Annotated in this window: 23 protein-coding genes, 1 rRNA gene and 1 pseudogene; 16 read left to right on the plus strand and 9 right to left on the minus strand. The window is 41.3% G+C overall.

From position 1 onward, the window contains the following. Nucleotides 1-256 precede the first annotated feature (256 nt). Nucleotides 257-526 carry a DUF4199 domain-containing protein gene (locus ACE01T_RS14105; protein ID WP_180044233.1) on the plus strand — a complete coding sequence of 90 codons (270 nt, stop codon included), beginning with the start codon at nucleotides 257-259 and terminating at the stop codon, nucleotides 524-526. A 67-nt stretch (nucleotides 527-593) separates the two neighbouring features. Here the strand turns inward: ACE01T_RS14105 and ACE01T_RS14110 are convergent, their stop codons facing one another. Together ACE01T_RS14110 and ACE01T_RS14115 are read right to left on the minus strand one after the other, a co-directional pair. Next, nucleotides 594-1019, minus strand: coding sequence for a GNAT family N-acetyltransferase (locus ACE01T_RS14110; protein WP_395519502.1), 426 nt, complete (start codon nucleotides 1017-1019; stop codon nucleotides 594-596). Between the two features lie 57 nt (nucleotides 1020-1076). Continuing rightward, a complete protein-coding gene (locus tag ACE01T_RS14115) occupies nucleotides 1077-2300 on the minus strand; it encodes a class I SAM-dependent methyltransferase (RefSeq protein ID WP_395519503.1) in 1224 nt (407 codons plus the stop codon). A 102-nt stretch (nucleotides 2301-2402) separates the two neighbouring features. Between ACE01T_RS14115 and trhA the strand changes: the two genes are divergently transcribed. Next, a complete protein-coding gene (gene trhA, locus ACE01T_RS14120; protein WP_180044082.1) occupies nucleotides 2403-3044 on the plus strand; it encodes a PAQR family membrane homeostasis protein TrhA in 642 nt (213 codons plus the stop codon). A 144-nt stretch (nucleotides 3045-3188) separates the two neighbouring features. Beyond that, on the plus strand, nucleotides 3189-4505 hold the full coding sequence (locus ACE01T_RS14125) for an MFS transporter (protein WP_086195706.1): 1317 nt from the start codon (nucleotides 3189-3191) through the stop codon (nucleotides 4503-4505). Between the two features lie 53 nt (nucleotides 4506-4558). Here ACE01T_RS14125 and ACE01T_RS14130 read toward each other — a convergent pair whose 3' ends face one another. Both ACE01T_RS14130 and ACE01T_RS14135 read right to left on the minus strand, forming a co-directional pair. After that, nucleotides 4559-4903: a hypothetical protein gene (locus ACE01T_RS14130; protein WP_180082169.1), complete on the minus strand. Its 345-nt coding sequence runs from the start codon at nucleotides 4901-4903 to the stop codon at nucleotides 4559-4561. Nucleotides 4904-4990: 87 nt separating this feature from the next. Then, nucleotides 4991-6001 (minus strand): metallophosphoesterase, encoded by a 1011-nt coding sequence (locus ACE01T_RS14135; RefSeq protein ID WP_180082170.1) that lies wholly within the window; start codon nucleotides 5999-6001, stop codon nucleotides 4991-4993. A 111-nt stretch (nucleotides 6002-6112) separates the two neighbouring features. On the opposite strand from ACE01T_RS14135, the gene ACE01T_RS14140 reads away from it, so the two are divergent. Beyond that, nucleotides 6113-7747 carry a phospholipase D family protein gene (locus ACE01T_RS14140; RefSeq protein ID WP_395519504.1) on the plus strand — a complete coding sequence of 545 codons (1635 nt, stop codon included), beginning with the start codon at nucleotides 6113-6115 and terminating at the stop codon, nucleotides 7745-7747. 16 nt (nucleotides 7748-7763) lie between these two features. On the opposite strand, the gene ACE01T_RS14145 is transcribed toward ACE01T_RS14140, so the two are convergent. Next, the gene (locus tag ACE01T_RS14145; protein WP_395519505.1) at nucleotides 7764-8588 is read right to left on the minus strand and encodes a lysophospholipid acyltransferase family protein; all 825 of its coding nucleotides are present in this window, start codon (nucleotides 8586-8588) and stop codon (nucleotides 7764-7766) included. Nucleotides 8589-8945: 357 nt separating this feature from the next. Between ACE01T_RS14145 and hflX the strand changes: the two genes are divergently transcribed. The 7 genes and pseudogenes from hflX (at nucleotide 8946) to ACE01T_RS14180 (ending at nucleotide 13893) form a co-directional block, all read left to right on the plus strand. Beyond that, nucleotides 8946-10277, plus strand: a complete 1332-nt coding sequence (gene hflX / locus ACE01T_RS14150) for a ribosome rescue GTPase HflX (RefSeq protein WP_180044091.1) — start codon at nucleotides 8946-8948, stop codon at nucleotides 10275-10277. Between the two features lie 43 nt (nucleotides 10278-10320). Beyond that, on the plus strand, nucleotides 10321-10692 hold the full coding sequence (locus tag ACE01T_RS14155; protein ID WP_395519506.1) for a hypothetical protein: 372 nt from the start codon (nucleotides 10321-10323) through the stop codon (nucleotides 10690-10692). Between the two features lie 9 nt (nucleotides 10693-10701). Further along, nucleotides 10702-11376: an LrgB family protein gene (locus tag ACE01T_RS14160; protein WP_166170899.1), complete on the plus strand. Its 675-nt coding sequence runs from the start codon at nucleotides 10702-10704 to the stop codon at nucleotides 11374-11376. A 92-nt stretch (nucleotides 11377-11468) separates the two neighbouring features. Continuing rightward, a pseudogene (locus ACE01T_RS14165) lies at nucleotides 11469-11914 on the plus strand (DUF2147 domain-containing protein). 162 nt (nucleotides 11915-12076) lie between these two features. Beyond that, nucleotides 12077-12523, plus strand: a complete 447-nt coding sequence (locus ACE01T_RS14170) for a DUF2147 domain-containing protein (RefSeq protein WP_086195715.1) — start codon at nucleotides 12077-12079, stop codon at nucleotides 12521-12523. A gap of 312 nt (nucleotides 12524-12835) precedes the next feature. After that, nucleotides 12836-13285, plus strand: coding sequence for a DUF2147 domain-containing protein (locus ACE01T_RS14175; RefSeq protein WP_395519507.1), 450 nt, complete (start codon nucleotides 12836-12838; stop codon nucleotides 13283-13285). Between the two features lie 158 nt (nucleotides 13286-13443). Then, nucleotides 13444-13893, plus strand: a complete 450-nt coding sequence (locus ACE01T_RS14180) for a DUF2147 domain-containing protein (protein ID WP_086195717.1) — start codon at nucleotides 13444-13446, stop codon at nucleotides 13891-13893. A gap of 49 nt (nucleotides 13894-13942) precedes the next feature. Here ACE01T_RS14180 and ACE01T_RS14185 read toward each other — a convergent pair whose 3' ends face one another. The 3 genes from ACE01T_RS14185 to pdxA are packed head-to-tail and all read right to left on the minus strand — an operon-like array spanning nucleotide 13943 to nucleotide 16615. After that, nucleotides 13943-14803: a symmetrical bis(5'-nucleosyl)-tetraphosphatase gene (locus tag ACE01T_RS14185; RefSeq protein WP_180082174.1), complete on the minus strand. Its 861-nt coding sequence runs from the start codon at nucleotides 14801-14803 to the stop codon at nucleotides 13943-13945. Then, nucleotides 14804-15616 carry a 16S rRNA (adenine(1518)-N(6)/adenine(1519)-N(6))-dimethyltransferase RsmA gene (rsmA, locus tag ACE01T_RS14190; protein WP_180044099.1) on the minus strand — a complete coding sequence of 271 codons (813 nt, stop codon included), beginning with the start codon at nucleotides 15614-15616 and terminating at the stop codon, nucleotides 14804-14806. It abuts the gene before it with no gap. Between the two features lie 30 nt (nucleotides 15617-15646). Further along, nucleotides 15647-16615 carry a 4-hydroxythreonine-4-phosphate dehydrogenase PdxA gene (gene pdxA, locus ACE01T_RS14195; protein ID WP_395519508.1) on the minus strand — a complete coding sequence of 323 codons (969 nt, stop codon included), beginning with the start codon at nucleotides 16613-16615 and terminating at the stop codon, nucleotides 15647-15649. Between the two features lie 770 nt (nucleotides 16616-17385). Between pdxA and rplM the strand changes: the two genes are divergently transcribed. From rplM to ACE01T_RS14220, 5 genes are all read left to right on the plus strand, one after another. Then, the gene (gene rplM, locus ACE01T_RS14200) at nucleotides 17386-17814 is read left to right on the plus strand and encodes a 50S ribosomal protein L13 (protein ID WP_004811299.1); all 429 of its coding nucleotides are present in this window, start codon (nucleotides 17386-17388) and stop codon (nucleotides 17812-17814) included. Nucleotides 17815-17826: 12 nt separating this feature from the next. After that, entirely contained in the window at nucleotides 17827-18213 is a 387-nt protein-coding gene (gene rpsI / locus ACE01T_RS14205) for a 30S ribosomal protein S9 (RefSeq protein ID WP_068974925.1), read from the plus strand. Nucleotides 18214-18545: 332 nt separating this feature from the next. Beyond that, on the plus strand, nucleotides 18546-19196 hold the full coding sequence (locus tag ACE01T_RS14210; RefSeq protein ID WP_166170909.1) for a glutathione S-transferase N-terminal domain-containing protein: 651 nt from the start codon (nucleotides 18546-18548) through the stop codon (nucleotides 19194-19196). 12 nt (nucleotides 19197-19208) lie between these two features. Continuing rightward, nucleotides 19209-19640, plus strand: a complete 432-nt coding sequence (locus ACE01T_RS14215) for a ClpXP protease specificity-enhancing factor (RefSeq protein WP_180082175.1) — start codon at nucleotides 19209-19211, stop codon at nucleotides 19638-19640. Nucleotides 19641-19659: 19 nt separating this feature from the next. Further along, nucleotides 19660-20310 (plus strand): hypothetical protein, encoded by a 651-nt coding sequence (locus ACE01T_RS14220; RefSeq protein WP_180082176.1) that lies wholly within the window; start codon nucleotides 19660-19662, stop codon nucleotides 20308-20310. Between the two features lie 111 nt (nucleotides 20311-20421). Here the strand turns inward: ACE01T_RS14220 and rrf are convergent. Then, nucleotides 20422-20536: ribosomal RNA gene (gene rrf, locus ACE01T_RS14225) — 5S ribosomal RNA — on the minus strand. Between the last annotated feature and the right edge of the window lie 113 nt (nucleotides 20537-20649).

The following is a 20649-nucleotide window of genomic DNA, read 5'->3' on the forward strand; positions in this document are numbered from 1 at the left end:
CTGAGGCAGGTTGGACATTTGATTTCTAGAGTTATTCGCATTTCTCTATTTTATCAAAATTCAACCTGCTTTGTTTCAGCATACTTTTTGAAACACCACCAAATATTGTAAAAGAAGAGAAGCGAGACGCTTCTCTTCTTTTACTCGAGCATGATGCTTTTTTAAACCACAGAATCTCATCTGCTTTTACAGGGCTTTTATGTTATAAAGTTACATAAGTTCTAAATTTTTTATTTATCCAGTGGGTAGTCCTCTTATGACAAATAACTCTTCTCCTGAAAAATCATCTTGGGGTTGGAAAGCCGTCATTATTGTGTGTATTTTAGGTGCATTATTTATGGGCATCTTTTATCTTGCCGTGAGCAACGAACCAGACTATATGCCAAGTCAAAAGCGCAATCAGACGCATACTGCACACCAGCAGCAATCTTCGGCTTCCGAACCTACTGCGGCTGAAATGAATATGACAGAACAAGAACATGCCAATATGGCAGACCACAACGCATCTGCTGCCCATGGTCACTGATTATAGAAAATAAAAAAAGCGGGATGAGGTATCCCGCTTTTTTACACCTGCTTTAATGGCTATTGAATTACTGCAATTTTAAATACATATCAATATGCGCAATGCCACAATCCAGATATTGCACTCCTTCCACAGTAAAGCCCAGTCCTGTATAAAACTGCACGGCATGTACTTGAGAAGAGAGTTTCAGAAATTTGCGCTGCTCATGTTTGGCTTGCTGAATAATCTCCAGCATCAACAGCCTGCCAATTCCCTGTCCACGATAAGCCTTTAAAACCGCAACCCGTCCAATGCTGTTATTTTGTAGCAGACGCGCTGTTGCAACGGGCTGAGCTTGATCAAACACCACAAAGTGCCGAGAAATGGCATCTTGTGTATCCCATTCATCGGCAGCAGCAATGTTTTGTTCCTGAATAAAGACCTGCTCACGAATCAGTTTTGCATCATGTTGCAATTCATTCCAACTGCCTGTGCATATTATAAATGAGGTCATCAACCATCATCTTCCTAAAAATAAAAACATCTTTCAAACTGCTTTATTCATTTTGAATTAACACTTACAGCCTATATCCTGCTGATCCCACTGATCATTTAGCAACAGTTCCAGGGAATGTTTTTGAATGCCATACATCTGTTTTAAGGCCTGAATCTGCGCCAAAACCTGCTGATCCAGTTCGCTATAATCTTTGCGTTTGGTAGCCAGAATCATCTTGTTTTTACTGGTGTGTTCCAACGCCACAAATTCAAACACTTTGGTTTCATAGCCATAGGCTTTGAGCAGCAAGGCACGAATGGTATCGGTCAGCATTTCGGCCTGCTGTCCGGCATGAATGCCAAATTGCAGCATCGGTTTCAGCACTTCAGGGCTTTTCAGCTGTGGACGCAATTCTTTATGGCAACACGGCGCACACATAATCATTTGCGCATTTAAGCGAATCCCGGTATGAATGGCAAAATCGGTTGCCACATCGCAGGCATGCAGCGCAATCATCACATCCAGATGTTCAGGCTGATAGGTACGGACATCGCCCTGAAAAAAATCCAGTTGCTGAAAATCGGAACGCTGCGCAACATCCTGACAAAACTCCACCATTTTCGGATTGAGCTCCACGCCTGTAACAAAAGGCATCTGCCCATGTTTAGCCAGATAGTCGTATAAAGCAAAAGTCAGATAGCCTTTGCCTGAACCAAAATCAACCACATGCAGTGCATGATCGTGTTGGTTAATCTGATCCAAAGCACCCGAAAAAATTTCGACAAATTTATTAATCTGTTTCCATTTACGCGCCATGCTCGGAATAATCTGTGCTTTATGGTCAGTAATGCCCAGCGGCTGTAAAAAATAGCTGTCTTGATCGACATAGCGATGCTTGGTACGGTCATGGCCTTGCTGGGTCTCTGCAGGATTCACTATCGTAATCGCCTTTTTACTGCTGCTCAGCATGGCTTTCTTCTTGTTTTTTTTCAGTTGCAGTTCTTCACTCACGGTAAACAGATTGGCCTGTTTCGATTGCGCCAACAATGACTGCACCAAGGGCACGGCTTCAGCCAAAGGGTAATTTTTAGTGACATCTTGAGTCTTATAACGATACAGACAATTAAGCACAGGCTGGTTTTGCAGTGAAATGACTCTTAAGATCATTTTCTCCAGATGTTCCAGCTCACCCTTATACTGGCTAATAATCATTCGATCAAAACTATGTGTTTCAATGGCTTGCTGAAAAGCATCTAAGAATTTTTGTTCCTGAATAAAAGGAGAAGCCGCTTGAGACATACATATCACTCGAATAAATTAGGTCATCAGTTTAAAACTTCTTACTTTAAAGGTAAAATTGCATTACTATACAAGTGTATTTTTAATTATAGAAAATAAATAATGACGACTTCTCAACTGCAGGCTTATGATCCACATGAAGAAAAAATTAATGCGATCAGTCATGCACTTGGCGCATTATTAGCGCTTATTGCCAGTATTTTTATGCTGATCAAAGGCAGTGATTTACCGCTTGGGCAATTTGTCAGCTTGTGTGTGTACGCACTCAGTATGATTTTACTTTTTTCTGCTTCCAGCCTGTATCATTTTGCCGAATCACCGCAACGGCGTGGCTGGTACAAAAAACTGGACCATACTGCCATTTATTATCTGATTGCAGGAACCTATACCCCGTTCCTGTCCATCGCCCTGCCTACGGCTAAAGCGCATTATTTATTAATTGCCCTTTGGCTGATTGCGCTGATTGGCACATTATTCAAATTGGTTTTTATTCATCGGTTCCAGAAAATTTCACTCATCGCCTATTTGGTCATGGGATGGCTGGCCTTACTGGTCATGGATGATATGCAACGCTATTTAAGTGCCCAGGCGTTAACCTATTTGATCGTTGGTGGACTTGCGTACACTGTGGGTGCATTGTTTTATGCGCTAAAAAAGGTAAGATACACCCACGCTATCTGGCATATTTTTGTATTGATCGGTGCAGGATCACATTTTCTGTCTATCTATCTTTACGTGATTTAATCCTCTCATTCTTCATTTCAGTGACCCTGAGCGAGTTGAGTAGAGAAGATTCTTCGTTGTTTTTTTAAGAAATTACGCCTTTTTTAAAAAGATTACGCTTTTAAAACTAAGTTTTTTTTATTTTTAGTAAGTGTAAGGTCATCCATGGCGTCATCAGATTCTATTGCTGCTTCAGCAGAAGTTGCAACCAATTCAAAATTCCGCGTTCTTACTGCGAGCCTTGTCGGTACAACAATCGAGTTCTTCGATTTTTATATTTATGCAACAGCGGCAGTGATTATTTTTCCCCATCTGTTCTTTCCGGCAAGTACAGACCCAACCACAGCAACCATTCAGTCTTTGGCCACCTTTGCGATTGCCTTTATTGCGCGTCCGATTGGTGCTGCCCTGTTTGGACATTTGGGTGACCGGATTGGCCGTAAGGCAACTCTGGTCGCAGCCTTACTGACGATGGGTATTTCGACCGTCTGTATTGGCTTACTGCCCACTTATGCACAAGTGGGTCTTGCTGCACCCTTATTGCTTGCGCTTTGCCGTTTAGGTCAAGGACTGGGCTTGGGAGGTGAATGGAGTGGTGCTGTTCTTCTGGCCACTGAAAATGCGCCTGAAGGTAAACGTGCCTGGTACGGTATGTTCCCGCAACTTGGAGCACCGATCGGCTTTATCCTGGCGACAGGTTCTTTTATCACCCTTGGTGCATTCATGTCGGAACAGGAATTTATGCAATGGGGCTGGCGTATTCCGTTTATTTCAAGTGCTTTACTGGTGATTGTGGGTTTATGGATTCGTCTGAAACTGCATGAAACACCAGCGTTCCAAAAAGTATTGGATAAGCAAAAAGAAGTAAATATTCCGTTTAAAGAAGTGTTGACCAAACACTGGGGCATGCTGATTCTGGGTACTATCGCTGCCATCTGTACCTTTGTGGTGTTCTACTTAACCACAGTGTTCGCCTTAAACTGGGGAACCACCAAACTCGGTTACACACGTTCCGAATTTCTGCAACTGCAACTGGTTGCCACTTTATGCTTTGCGGCATTCATTCCACTTTCTGCCGTTTTTGCGGAAAAATTTGGTCGCAAAGCCACTTCAATTGGCGTATGTATTGTTTCAGCATTGTTTGGCCTGGTGTTCTCAAGCATGCTTGAATCTGGCAGCACTGTTGTCGTTTTCCTATTCTTATGTATTGGTCTGGCGATCATGGGCTTAACCTATGGCCCGATTGGTACGGTACTGTCTGAAATTTTTCCGACTTCAGTACGTTATACCGGTTCAGCATTAACCTTTAACCTCGCTGGTATTTTTGGCGCATCTTTTGCACCTTTAATTGCAACCAAGCTTGCAACGACTTATGGTTTATATGCTGTAGGTTATTATTTAACTGCAGCTTCTATCCTTTCACTGCTTGCCTTCCTGGCCATTCGTGAAACCAAACATGATGATGTAAACAACCAGGTTTAATGTCATCTAGACATAAAAAAACCAGCCTGATCACGCTGGTTTTTTTATGTTTCTCAGATCTGTTCATCACTGAGCATTTCTTGATATAGCTCTTCAAACACCGCTCGATCGCCACCGGCATTGTAATAACTCGGCACAATGTAAGTCACCAGCTGGCGATATCGCTCTGTGCCATATAAATGATCCAGCAAAGCTTCCACATTATTTTCATCAATCCCAAAGGCCGTGATCAGTTGCTGAAACTTTTGATAAAATGTGCGCGCAAATTCTTGCGTGTTCACTACATCCGCCTCTGCTTGCTGAAAATACGTTTCTAAGGCAATTAAACCGGCTTCAAGCTGTGCCGATTGAGGTTCTGTTAAAGCAAAAAACTGACCAACCTCTTCTAAAAAAGACATGCTCTTCTCCTATTTTGTTCTCATTGTTATAAAACAATCTTGTTTTACGGTATGTCAAAAATTGTTCCTAGAACCGATCTTCAAGATTTAAACCAATTCAATAATATCAATGGTCGGCGGTACGCGAAAACGAAAGGGCACACCGACCATTCCTGTACCTACCGTCACAAAGACATCGGCATTTTCATGCTGGTACAAACCCTTTTTATGTCCCAAGATGGAGACTTTTTTCATGATGTAGTTGGTCAGCCAAGGCAGTTCCACCTGCCCACCATGGGTATGCCCCGACAGCATAAGAGGACGGGTCGGCAATTGCGGCACCATATCCACCGTATCCGGGTTATGTGACAAAATCACCCAGGGTTTGTCTTGCGGCAAATCCGGCATGTAGCGCATATCGGTTTTTCCAGCCCATAAATCGCCCACGCCAAGCAATCTGAACTCATCAAATTCAATCATCTGTCCTTCAATATCAATCACATTATTGACTTTAAGTGCATGCCGCAACAGGTTTTGAATCGGTGGTCCCGGGTACTGCTCATCATGATTGCCATTCACCGAATACACCGGTGCATTGATGTCTTGCAAAATGGCCAGTTCATCGGCCAGCTTGTTTTCAGGTTCATAGGTCCAGTCCCCTGCCACCACCACCAGATCAGGATTCTGCCGATTAATTTTATCGACAATAATTTTCAATTGGCGTTCATGCCCGGAAAACAGACCAATATGCAAATCGGCAATCAAGGCAATTTTGACGGGGCTTTGCAGATTTTGCTCCGGATGGAGCTGATATTGCAAAGTTTTAACCATGACATGCTGAGGTTCGATAAAACGGGCATAAATCAGCACGCAGCTCAGCAAGAAAATAAACACCGCTTGGTGAATCGAGTAATAACCACTCCAACCAGCAAACAGGCTAAAGAAAAATAAAGGGAAAAGTAAATAAGATAAATAAAAGGCCAATAAATGTACAAAGGCCTTAAAGGGATGAATAGTTTCTGTCCGTGTCTGGCTTAACCAAGCCTGTGCGATACCCCACACCGCAAGCAGAGCGAAACAAATATAAAAATAAAAAGCAACTGCGTGCGAATCCCACATATTATCGTCTCTAATCATTACGATGATATTACATCATTCATCTATTCTGTTATTTATCTTTTCACAGCTCACAATTATACTCAAACCAATTTTTGGTATTGATTACACCCTATGACGCGATCTTCTCATCAGCTCACACACTTAAACAGTGGTCAATCCCCTAGCGCAGCTAGCTATAAAACCACCGTATTATTAAGTTGTAGTCTGCTGCTCGGGATTCCGGCATGTTCCACCCTTCCCAAACAAATACTACAGCCTGTTGAATATTCATTTGATACCAAAACCGAACAGACTTCACTGGCTAAAATCATTGTGCCCTTGAGGGAACAAAACCCAAACCTGACCGGTTATCATGTGCTGTACGACCCGCTTGAGGCATTGGCAGCACGTATCCATTTAATTGATAAAGCAGAAAAAACTTTAGATTTACAATACTACATTTGGGACAACGATAAAATTGGCGCGCTGGCCCTGCACTCCATCATTCAGGCAGCTGACCGAGGGGTAAAGGTCCGTTTATTAATGGATGACAACAATGCCAAAAAGATGGAAGGCATTTATCTTGCCCTCGACCAGCATCAGAATATTGATGTGCGTCTGTATAATCCTTACCGTTTTAGACATTATCGTGCCATGGACATGGTACTGGACTTAAAACGGATTAACCGCCGCATGCATAACAAAAGCTTTATTGCAGACAACCAGATTGCATTAATTGGCGGTCGCAATATGAGTAACCAGTATTATAACGTTAGTGACAATTATCAGTTTTCCGATGTCGACGTGATGCTGGTCGGCGCTGCATCGGATGAAATTATTCATTCCTTCGATGAATACTGGAATGATGATTATGCTTTTCCGGTCAAGCAAATTGTCAATCCCCGACATTATTCCTTGCGTTTTGACAGCCTGAAAAAACAGCTTGAGGAACACTCCCAAAACATTACCGTACAGAATTATCTCGATTTAGCCACCCGATCGCATGCTTTTGAAAACTGGCTGAATAACAGTATTCAATTTGACTGGGTCAAGGCAGAAGTCGTCAGTGATTCACCCAGTAAAATCCGGGCAAAAGCCAAAAAAGAACAACATCTGAATTTTCAGCTGATTAACCGTTTAGAAAAACCCGAACACAGCGTCGATATTATTTCAGCCTATTTTGTCCCGGAAAAAAAAGGCGAGAAAATGCTGAGTGATCTGGCGCAAAACAATATTAACGTCCGGGTACTGACCAATTCCTTTAAAGCCAATGACGTGGCTTTGGTTCATGCTTTCTATGGCAAATATCGCAAGGATTTACTTCAGAATAATGTCCAGCTTTACGAGTTTCTGTCTGTTCCGGAAAGCGAAAACCTGAATGCCCATACCCAGGAAATTGCAGAAAAAGCCAAAGTCAGCATCAAAGGTTTAAGCCGTTCCAGCCTGCATGCCAAACTGATGGCTATTGATGAAAAACAGGTGTTTATTGGCTCTTTTAATCTTGACCCACGTTCCGCCTATTTGAATACCGAAATTGGAGTATTGCTGGACAGCCCGAACCTGGCCAAAGCGGTCCACTCCACCATGGATCAAAACCTGTCTAAATATGCCTACAAACTGGTGTTAGATGCCAACAATAAAATCAACTGGCAAATTAAAGGTCATGATGGCAGCATTAAAACTTACCAAAAAGAACCCAAGATGAAATGGTGGCAAAAAGCCGGGGTTAAAATAATTTCATGGTTACCGGTTGAAGGTTTTATGTAAGCTGCAATGGTATTCACTAGTCATGCAAAGACTCAGGCGGCTTTTTCAGTGCTTTCTGCTGTAACTGTGCTAAACCGGCAATCATCTGGGTATGTACGGCTTCCGTTAAACTTTCAACATCATGTCCTTCCACGGCAATTGCCGGTAAAGCCATGAGATGAACCATCACCTTTGGCATTTCCAAAACGTTTTTAACATGGTCCGCAAAACTAATATCACCGATGAATGGTGCCACCGTATCCAGCTCTCCCTCTTGATTCACATAACAAATCAGACAAATTTGCACCGGACGATTTGCGTCAATGGCGGCACCTAAAATACGGCCATAGATTTTTTTAATTTTGCTGCCATCAGAAGTAGTGGCTTCTGGAAAAAATAATACCGGAATATCACGTTTTAAAAATGTGGTAATTTGCTCTTTAATTTTAATTGAATCACCCGAACCACGTTTAATAAATAATGTGCCACCGCCCTTGGCCAGTTTGCCAAATAAAGGCCATTTTTCAATTTCAGCTTTGGCCAAAAAGAATACCCGGGCACTTGAACCCAACACTGCAATATCCAGCCACGAAACATGGTTACTCACCCACAGTGCCGGCTCACGTGGAATTACTCCATGCACTTGAATCTCAAGGTTAAATACCTTGCATAATTCGCGGCAGAAATGCTGTACATAACGCGTATTATATGGATTGTTCGGATCTTTATATAAGCGATGACGAAAAACCAGATAAAATCCTTGAATAATTGCCGCTAAACCAGCCAACAACTTTTTGCTATATAAGAAAAATTTAGACAAGCCATTTAACGATGAACTTTCAGTTACGGAGGATTGGGTCATAGATGGATCACTAATTATTAGCTGCAGCGTTTAATCATTTATTTGCTGTCATTCTATACTGTTCATTTTGAACTTGCATTGATCATAAAAACCTAAATCAACCAATAAAACCAGTAAATCATTTATTTTTATCACCAATAAAGAGCTTGAATCATGTGCTGAAAATTAAAAACAAGGCTCAGATACATCTCTGTGATTTTCTGCTTTTCATCACTGCCTTCTAGAGGTTCCTGCTCATAAAAACACGCCCTGGACTGAATATCTTGTTACGATGCTTTGTTAAGTTTTTGCTATTTTTCCCTTTGCCTGTTCATTTTCAACTAAAATAAAATTTTAACGCAGTAGAGATCATCTTTAGTGGAATATTTTGAGCAACATCAGGGTGGTGAACGAACAATCTTAGTGAGTGTATCGGTACAGCTATTAGATGACCTTGATGCAGAAGAATTTCGTTTACTGGCAGAATCTGCCGGTGCTGAAATTTTAGACCATATTAACGCTCAACGTATTAAACCCGATCCCAAACTGTTTATCGGCTCTGGCAAGGCAGAAGAAATCGCTTCTCTTGTACAGGACCTTGAAGCTAATCTGGTCATTTTCGATCATTCACTGACACCCGCTCAAGCCCGTAATTTAGAAAAAATCATGCTCTGCCGTGTGGTGGACCGTACCGAACTGATTTTGGATATTTTTGCGCAACGTGCCCGGACCTATGAAGGTAAATTGCAAGTCGAACTGGCACAGTTACAGCACCTCTCCTCGCGCTTAGTGCGCAGCCGCAGTAATCTTGACAGTCAAAAAGGCGGGATTGGCTTGCGTGGCCCGGGTGAAACCTTGCTGGAAACAGACCGCCGTCTACTGCGTATCCGCATGGGGCAACTCAAAACCAAACTGGATAAAGTCCGCCAGACCCGCATGCAAGGTCGTGTTGCACGGCAAAAGGCTGCTGTTCCGACTGTCTCTTTAGTCGGTTATACCAATGCCGGTAAATCCACCTTGTTTAATATTTTGGCCAACAGCGATGTTTACGCGGCAGATCAGCTGTTTGCAACATTAGACCCTACACTGCGCCGCCTGGAATGGGATGGTATTGGACGTTTGGTGCTGGCAGATACCGTAGGTTTCGTGCGTAATCTCTCGCATTCCTTGGTCGAGTCCTTTAAGGCAACGTTGGAAGAAACGCTGGAAGCCACCTTACTGCTGCATGTGATTGATTCCAGCAGCCCGGATATGCTGGAACAGATTGAAGCGGTAGAATCGGTACTCAAGGAAATTGGTGCCAATGTCCCGGTACTGCGCGTCTATAACAAAATTGATGTCAGCGGTGAAGATGCCAAGATTGTTTATGCCAAACCGCATATGCCCGATCGGGTATATGTATCCGCACACTCAGGCCAGGGTTTAGACCTGCTACGTCAAGCGGTACAAGAATGTTTGATGGGCCAAATTCAAAGCTTTGAGCTGATGTTAAAGCCTGCCTATGGCAAATTGCGCACCCAACTCTATGCATTGAATGTCATTCAATCTGAAAATTATGATGATGTCGGTAATCTGCATTTGCATGTGATTATGGCACCGCAAAAGCTGGAACAGCTGATTAAACAGGCACATTTGCCTATAGATGAAATTCTGGGACACAAGGCTGCACAATTTAAACGGCCGCTTGAGGAATTTGAAATAAAAAGATAAATCGGTTAAAACGTGACAAGTGTAATTATAATTGTTGGTAAAAATGGACTGGATAAAAACAATCGACTGGCCAGCCTGGATTGGCACCGTGGCATTAATCATCTGCTTCCGTGAAGGAGCCGTATGGGTAACCACACAATTTCATCATCCTGAACTGGGTAATCTGGTGGGCTTGATCAGCCTATTGGTAACTTTATTTATTTGGAGAAGTTTCAAGAAATTACCCAGTCGCTTGGTCGATACCAATAACAAGATCATGAAAGAAAGTGCCTTTGCCTTTTTGCCAATTAGCGCAGGGTCCTTGATTATGCTAACTCAAATGGGCAAGGAAATGCCGGCTTTTCTACTGGTGATGTTTGTCAGCACCCTGATTCCTTTGTGGGTCTATGCAAAAATGTCCAAGCGCTGGTTATAGGGAAATTATATGTTTACAGTACTCTCCGGTTTTTTCATCACCCTGATCGCCTATCTGGTCGCAAAACCGATCAATAAACGCCTGCCGCAAATTCCGGTCATTGTGATTGGCATGTTTTTGATTATTGGCCTGTTGTTGTCATTCGGGATTCGTTATGAATCTTATATGGCACAGGTCAATCCGCTTTTTAATCGTCTTTTGGGCTATGTCACCGTTGCATTGGCCATTCCTCTCGCGGCCATGCGTTATGATGATCTGCCGCTGAAAGCCATGCTCGGAATTCTGGTGTTTGCCAGTATCAGTGCGGTCGCGCTACCGATGGGACTTGCCTATTTACTGCATATGACCGATTCCAGCATTATGGCTTTTGCTACACGTGCCGTGACCACACCGATCGCCATTAATATTGCCACCCTGTTACATGCACCTATGAGTATGGTCATTCTTATTGTGATTTTATCCGGTGTGATTGGAGCAGCCTTTTCTCCCTTGATCCTGCGCCATATCAATGATGAACGCGCTTCGGGTCTGGCATTGGGCTTGGCTGCGCATGCCATTGGAACAGCACAGGCATGGCAAAGAGGCAGTGTGGCAGGACGCTATGCTGCATTTGGCATGGCAGTGAATGCTGTATTTACTGCCATATGGCTGCCTACTTTTATACTTTATTTACAAAAAATGTGACCAAACAGTCATTTACATTGATAATGATTGTTGCTTGTCAAAAATACTCCTAGTATCAGGAGTACTGTCAGTGGAATGAAGGAACATTCAAAATGGTCAAGATGAAACTTACTATTGCATTAATCTGCTCAACTTTAGCGAGTTTTGCTCTAGCTCAAGACCTTACAGGAACGTGGAAAAATATTGATGATAAAACCGGTTCATCAAAAGCCATTCTTGAAATTCGCCAGGAAAATAATGGCACTTATACCGCACAAGTGGTCAAAGTCACTCCGCGTCCTGGCTATACTCCCAAGAAATTTGCGTCAAATGCCCGGCACCTTATACCAATCAGCCCATTCTAGGCATGGATGTCTTGAAAGGTTTAAAACATATAGAAGGACCCAACTATGCGAATGGTAAAATTATCGATCCGCTATCTGGTCATATCTACAGCATGAAAGCGAAATTAAGTCCAAATGGTAAACGCTTAACCCTGCGTGGTTATGTTGGGGTTTCAGCATTAGGCCGCAGTCAGACCTGGATTAGAAATGACTAAATATGACAAAAAGCCACACTATGTGGCTTTTTTCTTCACTGATATTTAAATAATTCACACTATATTTCATTTTTATGAAGCAGTGGGTTGACTAATTTTTAAACGATAACTATATCTTTATATAAATTAAAAAAAATATTTTCCACACTCACAGGAATTGATATGAAGAAAAATCTATTATTTGCTGCTTTTGCCAGTTTAGTTTGTAGTGGGAACGTATTGGCAAATGATCTTAGCGGAACATGGAAAACCATTGACGATAAAACAGGCTCATCAAAAGCCATTCTAGAAATGCGCCAAGAAAGCAATGGAACTTATACGGCAAAAATTGTAAAAGTCACTCCTCGTCCAGGTTATACCCCGAAAGAGACCTGTGTAAATTGTCCAGCACCTTATACAGACAAACCTATCTTAGGATTAGATGTTTTAACGGGATTAAAATCTATCGGTGATAATCAGTTTGTAAATGCCAAAGTTCTGGATCCACTGAACGGTAAAATCTATAGCGGCAAAGCAAAATTAAGTCCGAATGGTAAACGTCTCACTCTACGCGGTTATGTCGGTGTATCCGCACTCGGTCGTAGCCAGACCTGGATTAAACAAGATTAAATGATACACATGGTCGTGTACTAGACTCTTTAACAGGAAAAATAATAACTTAAAAGGATGACTTACACTGAATGCTAAACGTTTTATATTATGTGGATAAGTAGGAACTATGGGTCTGGGTCGAACTCAAATCTGGATTAGAAACGACTAAATATGACAAAAAGCTGTACTATCTGGCTTTATTATTCGATGATTTTTAAATAATTCACATTATTCTTCATTTTCATGAACCACTATATTGACTATTTTATAAACGATCCTAATATAGTTTTTAAATTAAAAAAATTATTCACCACAACCGCAGGAATATATATGAAAAAAAATATCTTACTTGCTGCTCTTGCCATTTTAGTTTTTAGTGGGAATGTATTGGCACAAGATCTATCAGGTACTTGGCAACAAATTGATGATAAAACCGGTTCACCCAAAGCAATTATCGAAATCAGTAAAGATGCAAACGATATTTATACCGGTAAGATCGTCAAAGTAACCCCTCGTCCAGGTTATATACCGCAAAAGACATGCAACAAATGCCCTGCACCCTATACCAATCAACCTATTTTAGGTATGGATGTACTCACCGGATTAAAGCATGTGGAAGGTACAAATAACTATGAAAAAGGCCGGGTCATCGATCCTTTAGCAGGTAAAATTTATGATGCCAAAGTTCGACTGAATGCGAGCGGAAAACGTCTCACTTTACGTGGCTACATCGGTATTTCAGCATTGGGTCGCAGTCAGACCTGGTTACGGGTCGATTAATTCAAATCCCTGTTTTTAATTAAAAAGCCACAATATCGTGGCTTTTTATCCAAATCAGCTTAAAACTGTTTGCTTGACTCTAGAGTATATTGACTAATTACTTTATCTATCTAATATATCCGTTAATTAGAAAATGAAAGATTAAGTGAGAGTCTTATATGCAAAAGAATCTATTGCTGGCTGCTTTTGCTGCTGCACTTTTCAGTGGAAATGTTTTCGCAGAAGACATTTCTGGAACATGGCAACAAATTGATGATAAGACCGGTGCTGCGAAAGCGATTATTAAAATTAATAAAGAAAACAATAATACATTTACCGGGAAAATTATTAAAGTTACTCCTCGCCCAGGTTATACCCCACGAGAGACATGTAATAATTGCCCAGCACCCTATACCAATCAGCCAATTTTAGGTATGGAAATTCTGAAGGGCTTAAAACATGTATCTGGAACCAATAACTACGAAAAAGGCCGTGTTATAGATCCTCTAGCAGGTAAAGTTTATGACGCCAAAATCAGACTGAATGCAACAGGCAAGCGTTTAACATTAAGAGCCTATATGGGTATTTCCACCTTGGGGCGCAGCCAGACCTGGATCAGACTTGACTAAGCAAGTTTAAATATAAAAAAGCCACATGATGTGGCTTTTTTATTATGGCTTAGCTTGAGGATGACATCACCGGATTATCGACTTTAAACAATTGTTGATCTTCTAATCGATAAGCAATCAGTTGATTTCCCCAAACACACCCCCCATCCACATTCTGAATCTGGGGCGTAATGGTTTTCCCTTGTAATCCAGCCCAGTGTCCAAAGATAATTTGATGGGTTTTAGCCGCTTTGGACTCAAAGTCAAACCATGGCTGAAAGCCTTCAGGCATAGGATCATCCAGAGAATCTTTAAAACTGAATTCCATTTGTCCTTCTGCATTGGTTAAACGCATACGGGTCAAGTAGTTAGTAATGCAACGTAAACGGGCATGACCCTGCAAATCATCCGACCAACAATTTGGCTCTTTGCCATACATGTTAGCCAAAAAAGCATCGACCACGTCAAAGTCATCATGACCAATTACTGCCTCAACTTCCTTAGCTAAAACCACTGTTTGTTCCGCCGTCCAATTCAGCGGGATCCCTGCATGGGTCAAAACCGTATGTTCATTCGGAAATAAACATAAAGGCTGTTTACGCAGCCATTCGATCAAGTCATCACTTTCCAAAGCATGAATGACATCATCAATATTGTCTTTGGGATTAATCTCTTTAGTCCCACGTGCCACAGCCAATAAATTAAGGTCATGATTACCTAAAACCGTTGCAGCAACCCCCTTATCAACCAGCTTTTTGATAAAGCGTAAAGCCCCAATCGAATTTTCACCACGTGCAACCAAGTCACCCGCAAACCAAAGAAAATCTTGATCTGCATCAAACTGAATCGTTTTAAGTAATATTTTCAAAGCTTCAAAACAGCCCTGAATATCACCAATCACATAATTGTATCGAATATTCGAAGCTGCCATTTAATCCACCATTTGATCTGCTAATGCTACAAATTGAGCCAGCGTTAAAGTCTCGGGGCGCGCCATCGGATCGACACCTGCTTTCTCAAATCCCTCTTCAACCAGCATACCTTTCAAACTGTTACGCAGCGTTTTACGACGCTGGGTAAAGACATGGGACACCAGACGGGCCAAGGCTTTTTCATTCTTGGCCACAATCGGTTTAACAGCATAAGGCTCCAGACGAAAGACGGCAGAAGTGACTTTTGGTGGTGGATTAAATGATCCCGGTGGCACTTCAAACAGGAAAGTCGGTTTGCAGTAATACTGGATCATCACCGACAAACGGCCATATTCTTTGGTATTGGGTGATGCAGTAATACGGTCAACCACTTCTTTTTGCAGCATGAAGTGCATATCTTTAACTTTGTCACCAAATTCCAGGAGATGGAATAACAATGGCGTTGAAATGTTGTATGGCAGGTTACCAACCACACGTAGCGGACGGCCTTCTTGGAACAACTCTGTGAAGTCGTATTTCAATGCATCTGTTTCAACAATCGTTAAACGCTCAGGATGCGGTACACGACCTGGCAAACCTGCTGCCAAGTCACGGTCAAGCTCAACCACAGTTAAGGCATCACACTCCCCAATTAAAGGTGAGGTTAAAGCTGCAAGACCCGGGCCAATTTCAACAATGTTATCGCCCGAACGCGGGTTCACCGAACGTACAATTTTCGCAATGACACGTTGGTCATGTAAGAAGTTTTGCCCAAAACGCTTACGCGTATGATGCCCTTCGTGTTTGGGGTTTAAGGCATTAATCTGATACATAAACATTTCCAACGTGTAATAAAGACAAGATCACTGAAGCGCAAGTTCGAGCGCCAAATCCACAGCCACATACAAGCTCGAGCTTTTTGCCAGACCTGTACCTGCAAGGGAGAGTGCTGTGCCATGATCGACAGAAGTTCGGATAAACGGTAAGCCCAAAGTAATATTGATGGCTTCACCAAAACCCTGTGATTTTAACACAGGTAAGCCCTGATCGTGATACATCGCCAATACGGCATCGGCATCTTTTAAATTGTCCGGGGTAAATAGCGTATCGGCAGGCAAACTCAGGCTCATATTGATCCCTTGCGCACGATAAGTTTCCAGCACAGGATTAATCACCTCAATTTCTTCCATCCCCAAATAACCATCTTCCCCAGCATGCGGATTTAAACCACACACCAAAATATGCGGATGATCAATCCTGAATTTGGTTTTTAAATCGTGGATTAAGATATCAATCACCTGATGCAGGCGCTCAGGCGTAATCGCATCAGGCACATCACGTAAAGCCAGATGCGTAGTCACCAGTGCCACCCTTAAAGTCTTGGTGGCCAGCATCATCACCACCCGATCGACACCCGCAAATTCCTGATAATACTCAGTATGACCACTAAAATGGATACCCGCTTCATTGATAATGGATTTCTGTACGGGCGCGGTGGCTACACCGACACTTTTGCCTGTCATGGCGTAATCTGCAGAACGACGTAATTGTTCCAGCACATATGCTGCATTTTGGGCATTCAGTTGCCCCAAAACCACTTCTGTATTTAAGGGCACATGTTCGACATAAAGCTGCCCTTGAGCTGAAGATTCTAATTGTCCTTGATATTCAATTAGTTCAATCTCTTTCTTTAATAATTTGGCACGTTGCTTTAATAAATGAATATCGGCTAGTACCACAATCGGACGTTCATCAACACGATCCGCTAAACTTAAACAAATATCTGGACCAATACCAGCAGGTTCACCACTCGTAACATATAAAGGAATCATAATTTATCCAAGAAGCTCAATATTCAACATTATAACGCGAATGCTAAACAAGAAAGCTGAAGCTGAGCAAAACCACATATAGATCAACTAGTTTAATCAACAAAACAACTGGTAATTAGCAATACATCGATATTTTTTACTTTAATAGATTTCTTTCATAAGTCGTTTTAATGACTATAAGTTGTTCATAATACGAAAATAAAAAATTGATTTTTTTAGCAAGTATTCGATTCATGAGTGTGGCATGGATGCCACCACGTTTCCCATCACGACAAGGAAGTCGTGTATGGGGAACAAAAGGTTTTTGTCTACTTTTGACCTTTCAAAAGTAGAGAGATTGCCTACGCAAAGGCATCAAAATGAAATCCATCAGATGATGGCCGTGCTGATTTTAAAAATCAGATTGAACATATTTAAATTTATGAAAGGTGTCTAATATTTCAATAAAAACAAAATTTTAAATTTTCATCATCGCTTATCTAAAATACTGAATGGTACAGGTTCTCAATTCGATAAAATCGTATCTATTGCTTTTAAGCAAAACATGCAAAATTCACAGTTGCAGAACTAAAAGCCAATATTTTTATCTTCATTTACCGCCCCCCGTTTTAGATTTCCCAACACTTCCATTTTCATCCTTGTTCTTTTAAAATATAGCGCTTGAAATTTTATATTTTCATTGTGGTTCTACTGACTTTCAGGTAGAATTCGGTCTCCTTTTGTTTGGACAGATTCCACCGTCCAAACCAACTATAATAGGTAGTGGTTTAATGAAAACTCTCAGCGCTAAGCCAGCTGAAGTTCAACACGACTGGTACGTTGTTGATGCTTCTGGCAAAACTTTAGGTCGTCTTGCGACTGAAATCGCTCGTCGTTTACGCGGTAAGCATAAAACTTCTTATACTCCTCACGTTGACACTGGCGATTACATCGTTGTGATCAATGCTGAACAAGTTCAAGTGACTGGTAAAAAATCACTTGATAAGAAATATTATCGCCATACTGGTTTCCCTGGTGGTATTCGTGAAACTAATTTCGAGAAATTAGTTGCTCACAAACCAGAAGAAATTTTCCAACGCGCTGTAAAAGGCATGTTGCCAAAAGGTCCTCTTGGTTATGCAATGATCAAAAAAATGAAAGTGTACGCTGGTACTGAGCATCCACATACTGCTCAACAGCCACAAGTTTTGGACATCTAAGGGATACAGCACATGGCTACTAACTATGGTACAGGTCGCCGTAAGACCGCAACTGCACGTGTTTTCCTATCAGCTGGTACTGGTAAACTCGTAATCAACAACCGTACTCTTGAACAGTACTTCGGTCGCGAAACTGCTCGTATGGTTGTTCGTCAACCTTTAGAGCTTCTAGAAGCTACTGAAAAATATGACCTTTACATCACTGTTGCTGGTGGTGGTATTGGTGGTCAAGCTGGCGCTATCCGTCACGGTATTACTCGTGCATTGATCGCTGCTGACGAAACTTTAAAACCTGCTCTTCGTCAAGCTGGTTTCGTTACTCGTGATGCTCGTGAAGTTGAACGTAAGAAACTTGGTTTACGTAAAGCTCGTAAACGTCCTCAATTCTCTAAACGTTAATTCGTTTACCGAATCGGACAAAAAACCCTGGATTATCCAGGGTTTTTTTATGGGACTTAAATTTTAATCCGGATAAATATTTCATCTTACTGTTCATGCACATCCTTACCCCACACGCCTTCATGGCACCAGAAAGATTTGGTGAGATAATAATTCGCAAGACCAATCAAAATAAACAGTAAGATTATCGCCAGTTTGATCAGCATCTTGTTTTCCTCCAGTTATTTTTTCTTATCATCTTTCTATCTTAACCCCAATTGCGCTTTTATGCTTCGTGCTTTTTAGCTTGAATTTTAGTATCCTATTCCATTCATTTATCACTGTTTCGGATTATGTCAATCGAAAATGCACATCTACAAGGAATTACGCTTTACAGTCATGCGGATGATTTTCGCTCCCACTGGATACGCTATGTACTTGCAGAGAAGCAAATCAAATATAATCTAATTATTGTAGATGAAGACGATGAGGATCTGGCCAGTCTCAATCCCTATAATCAACTCCCCATGCTGATTGAAAATGATTTAAAATTATTTAATTCCAGCATTATTTCTGAATATCTAGACGATCGCTACCGTCAGAACAAACTCTATGCCGATGCACCAATGCCACGAGCAGAGCAACGTCAATATATCTGGCGTTTTGAACAGGACTGGTTAAAACTGGCAGATATCATGCTGCGACATCCAGATACCCTGAATGAACAAGAGAAAGCGAAAGCTCAAAAGCAACTTAGAGATACACTTATTTCACTCACGCCATTATTTCAGCATTTCCCCTATTTTATGTCTGAAAATTTTACAATTTTAGATTGTATGCTGGCACCTATTTTTATACGGTTAAAGGCGATGGGTATCGAATTGCCTAAACAGCATTGCCGTCCTATTCACTTATATTGTCAACGAATTTTTAGTCGACCTGCATTCATCAAATCTTTAACCATGCAGGAAAAAAACCGCTACAGCGAATTTTTAGTAAATTAATCGAGCAAAATCATGTCTGATCAAGAATTGAATCTCACCCCTACCCGACCTTATTTAGCACGCGCTATCTATGAATGGATTTGTGACAATAACCTGACCCCATATTTATTGGTTGATGCGACTCAGCCCAACACCATGGTACCGGAACAATTCATTCAAGATGGCCAGATCGTTTTAAATATCGTTCCTCATGCAGTGCATAAACTACATATGAGCAATGATGCAATCACCTTCTCTGCGCGTTTTGGTGGCGTTTCACGTGACATCTATGTACCCTTAAATGCAGTATTGGGGATTTATGCACGCGAGAATGGACAAGGTTTGTTCTTTGATCCAAATGAATATGAAGGTATCCAAATTACTGAAGATACTTTAAAATCAACCACAACATCAGAAGAAACTGAACAACCTAAGAAAAAACCAAGCCTACGGTTATTAGATTAAAATAATATGGAGCAAGTGAATGGCTTTTGATTTAGTACAATATTTTGCTGAGCAGATTAACAATCAAAAGCCTCAGCTTCTCGAACACTATTCTAGAGAAGATCGAAAAACATATCTGTTAGAAATTAATACACTGGTATTAGGTAAACTCATTTCACTTTGGCGAACTGACGATAAAAAAGTTTATCAGGAGATTTCTTCACCCGATGATCTGTTTATTCAAGAGGTTGCGCGACACCTTACAACATCTTCAAAAAATCAGTCCACCCTGCCTAAAAATGAATTAGAATCAACAGTAACTGAAATATTAAAATTACAACTGGCAGAATTAAAACAGCTTAATGACATTGGAAACCTGAATATCAGAGGTTTACGTGAACTGATTTTAGGACAGATTGAACACTTATCTGGGCAGGCTTCTGATTGGGTTTGGTCAACAAATGATCTAACAGAATTAAAAGGCTCTAAACCAATTGAGCAAGAAGAGATATCATTAGACTTAACAATGAAGGAGTTTAGTCAAATGGTTCACCAGAATATCCAGCAGCATGATGATGTTGAAGAAGTTTCAGTTGTAAGCACCCCAACCTGGGCAAAGATTGTTGAGCCTGTCGTTGCAATCGCAATTCTTTGGGTACTGACCTCTGCAGCATGTAATATTTTTGCTTAAAATTTGCAAAAATTCCGATCTTAAAACCAGCAAATGCTGGTTTTTTTATTACTTATATTTTCCCTGCCAAAAAAAGCCCCTGCAAATGCAGGGGCTTTTTAAGGAATAATGAGCTGGCGATGACTTACTCTCACATGGGTAATCCCACACTACCATCAGCGCTAAGAGGTTTCACTTCTAAGTTCGGGAAGGGATCAGGTGGTTCACTCTTGCTATGGTCGCCAGCACAACTGTTTATGACTTTGCGTTTGGTCTTATCTTTTCAGTGCCGTTGCTTGGTCAAATGAGTTATTAACAGGTTATATCTGAGTTTGATATTTTGTTCTTTAGCGTTCACTA

This window comes from Acinetobacter uliginosus (assembly GCF_044130295.1).
In the GTDB taxonomy this organism is placed as follows: Bacteria; Pseudomonadota; Gammaproteobacteria; order Pseudomonadales; family Moraxellaceae; genus Acinetobacter.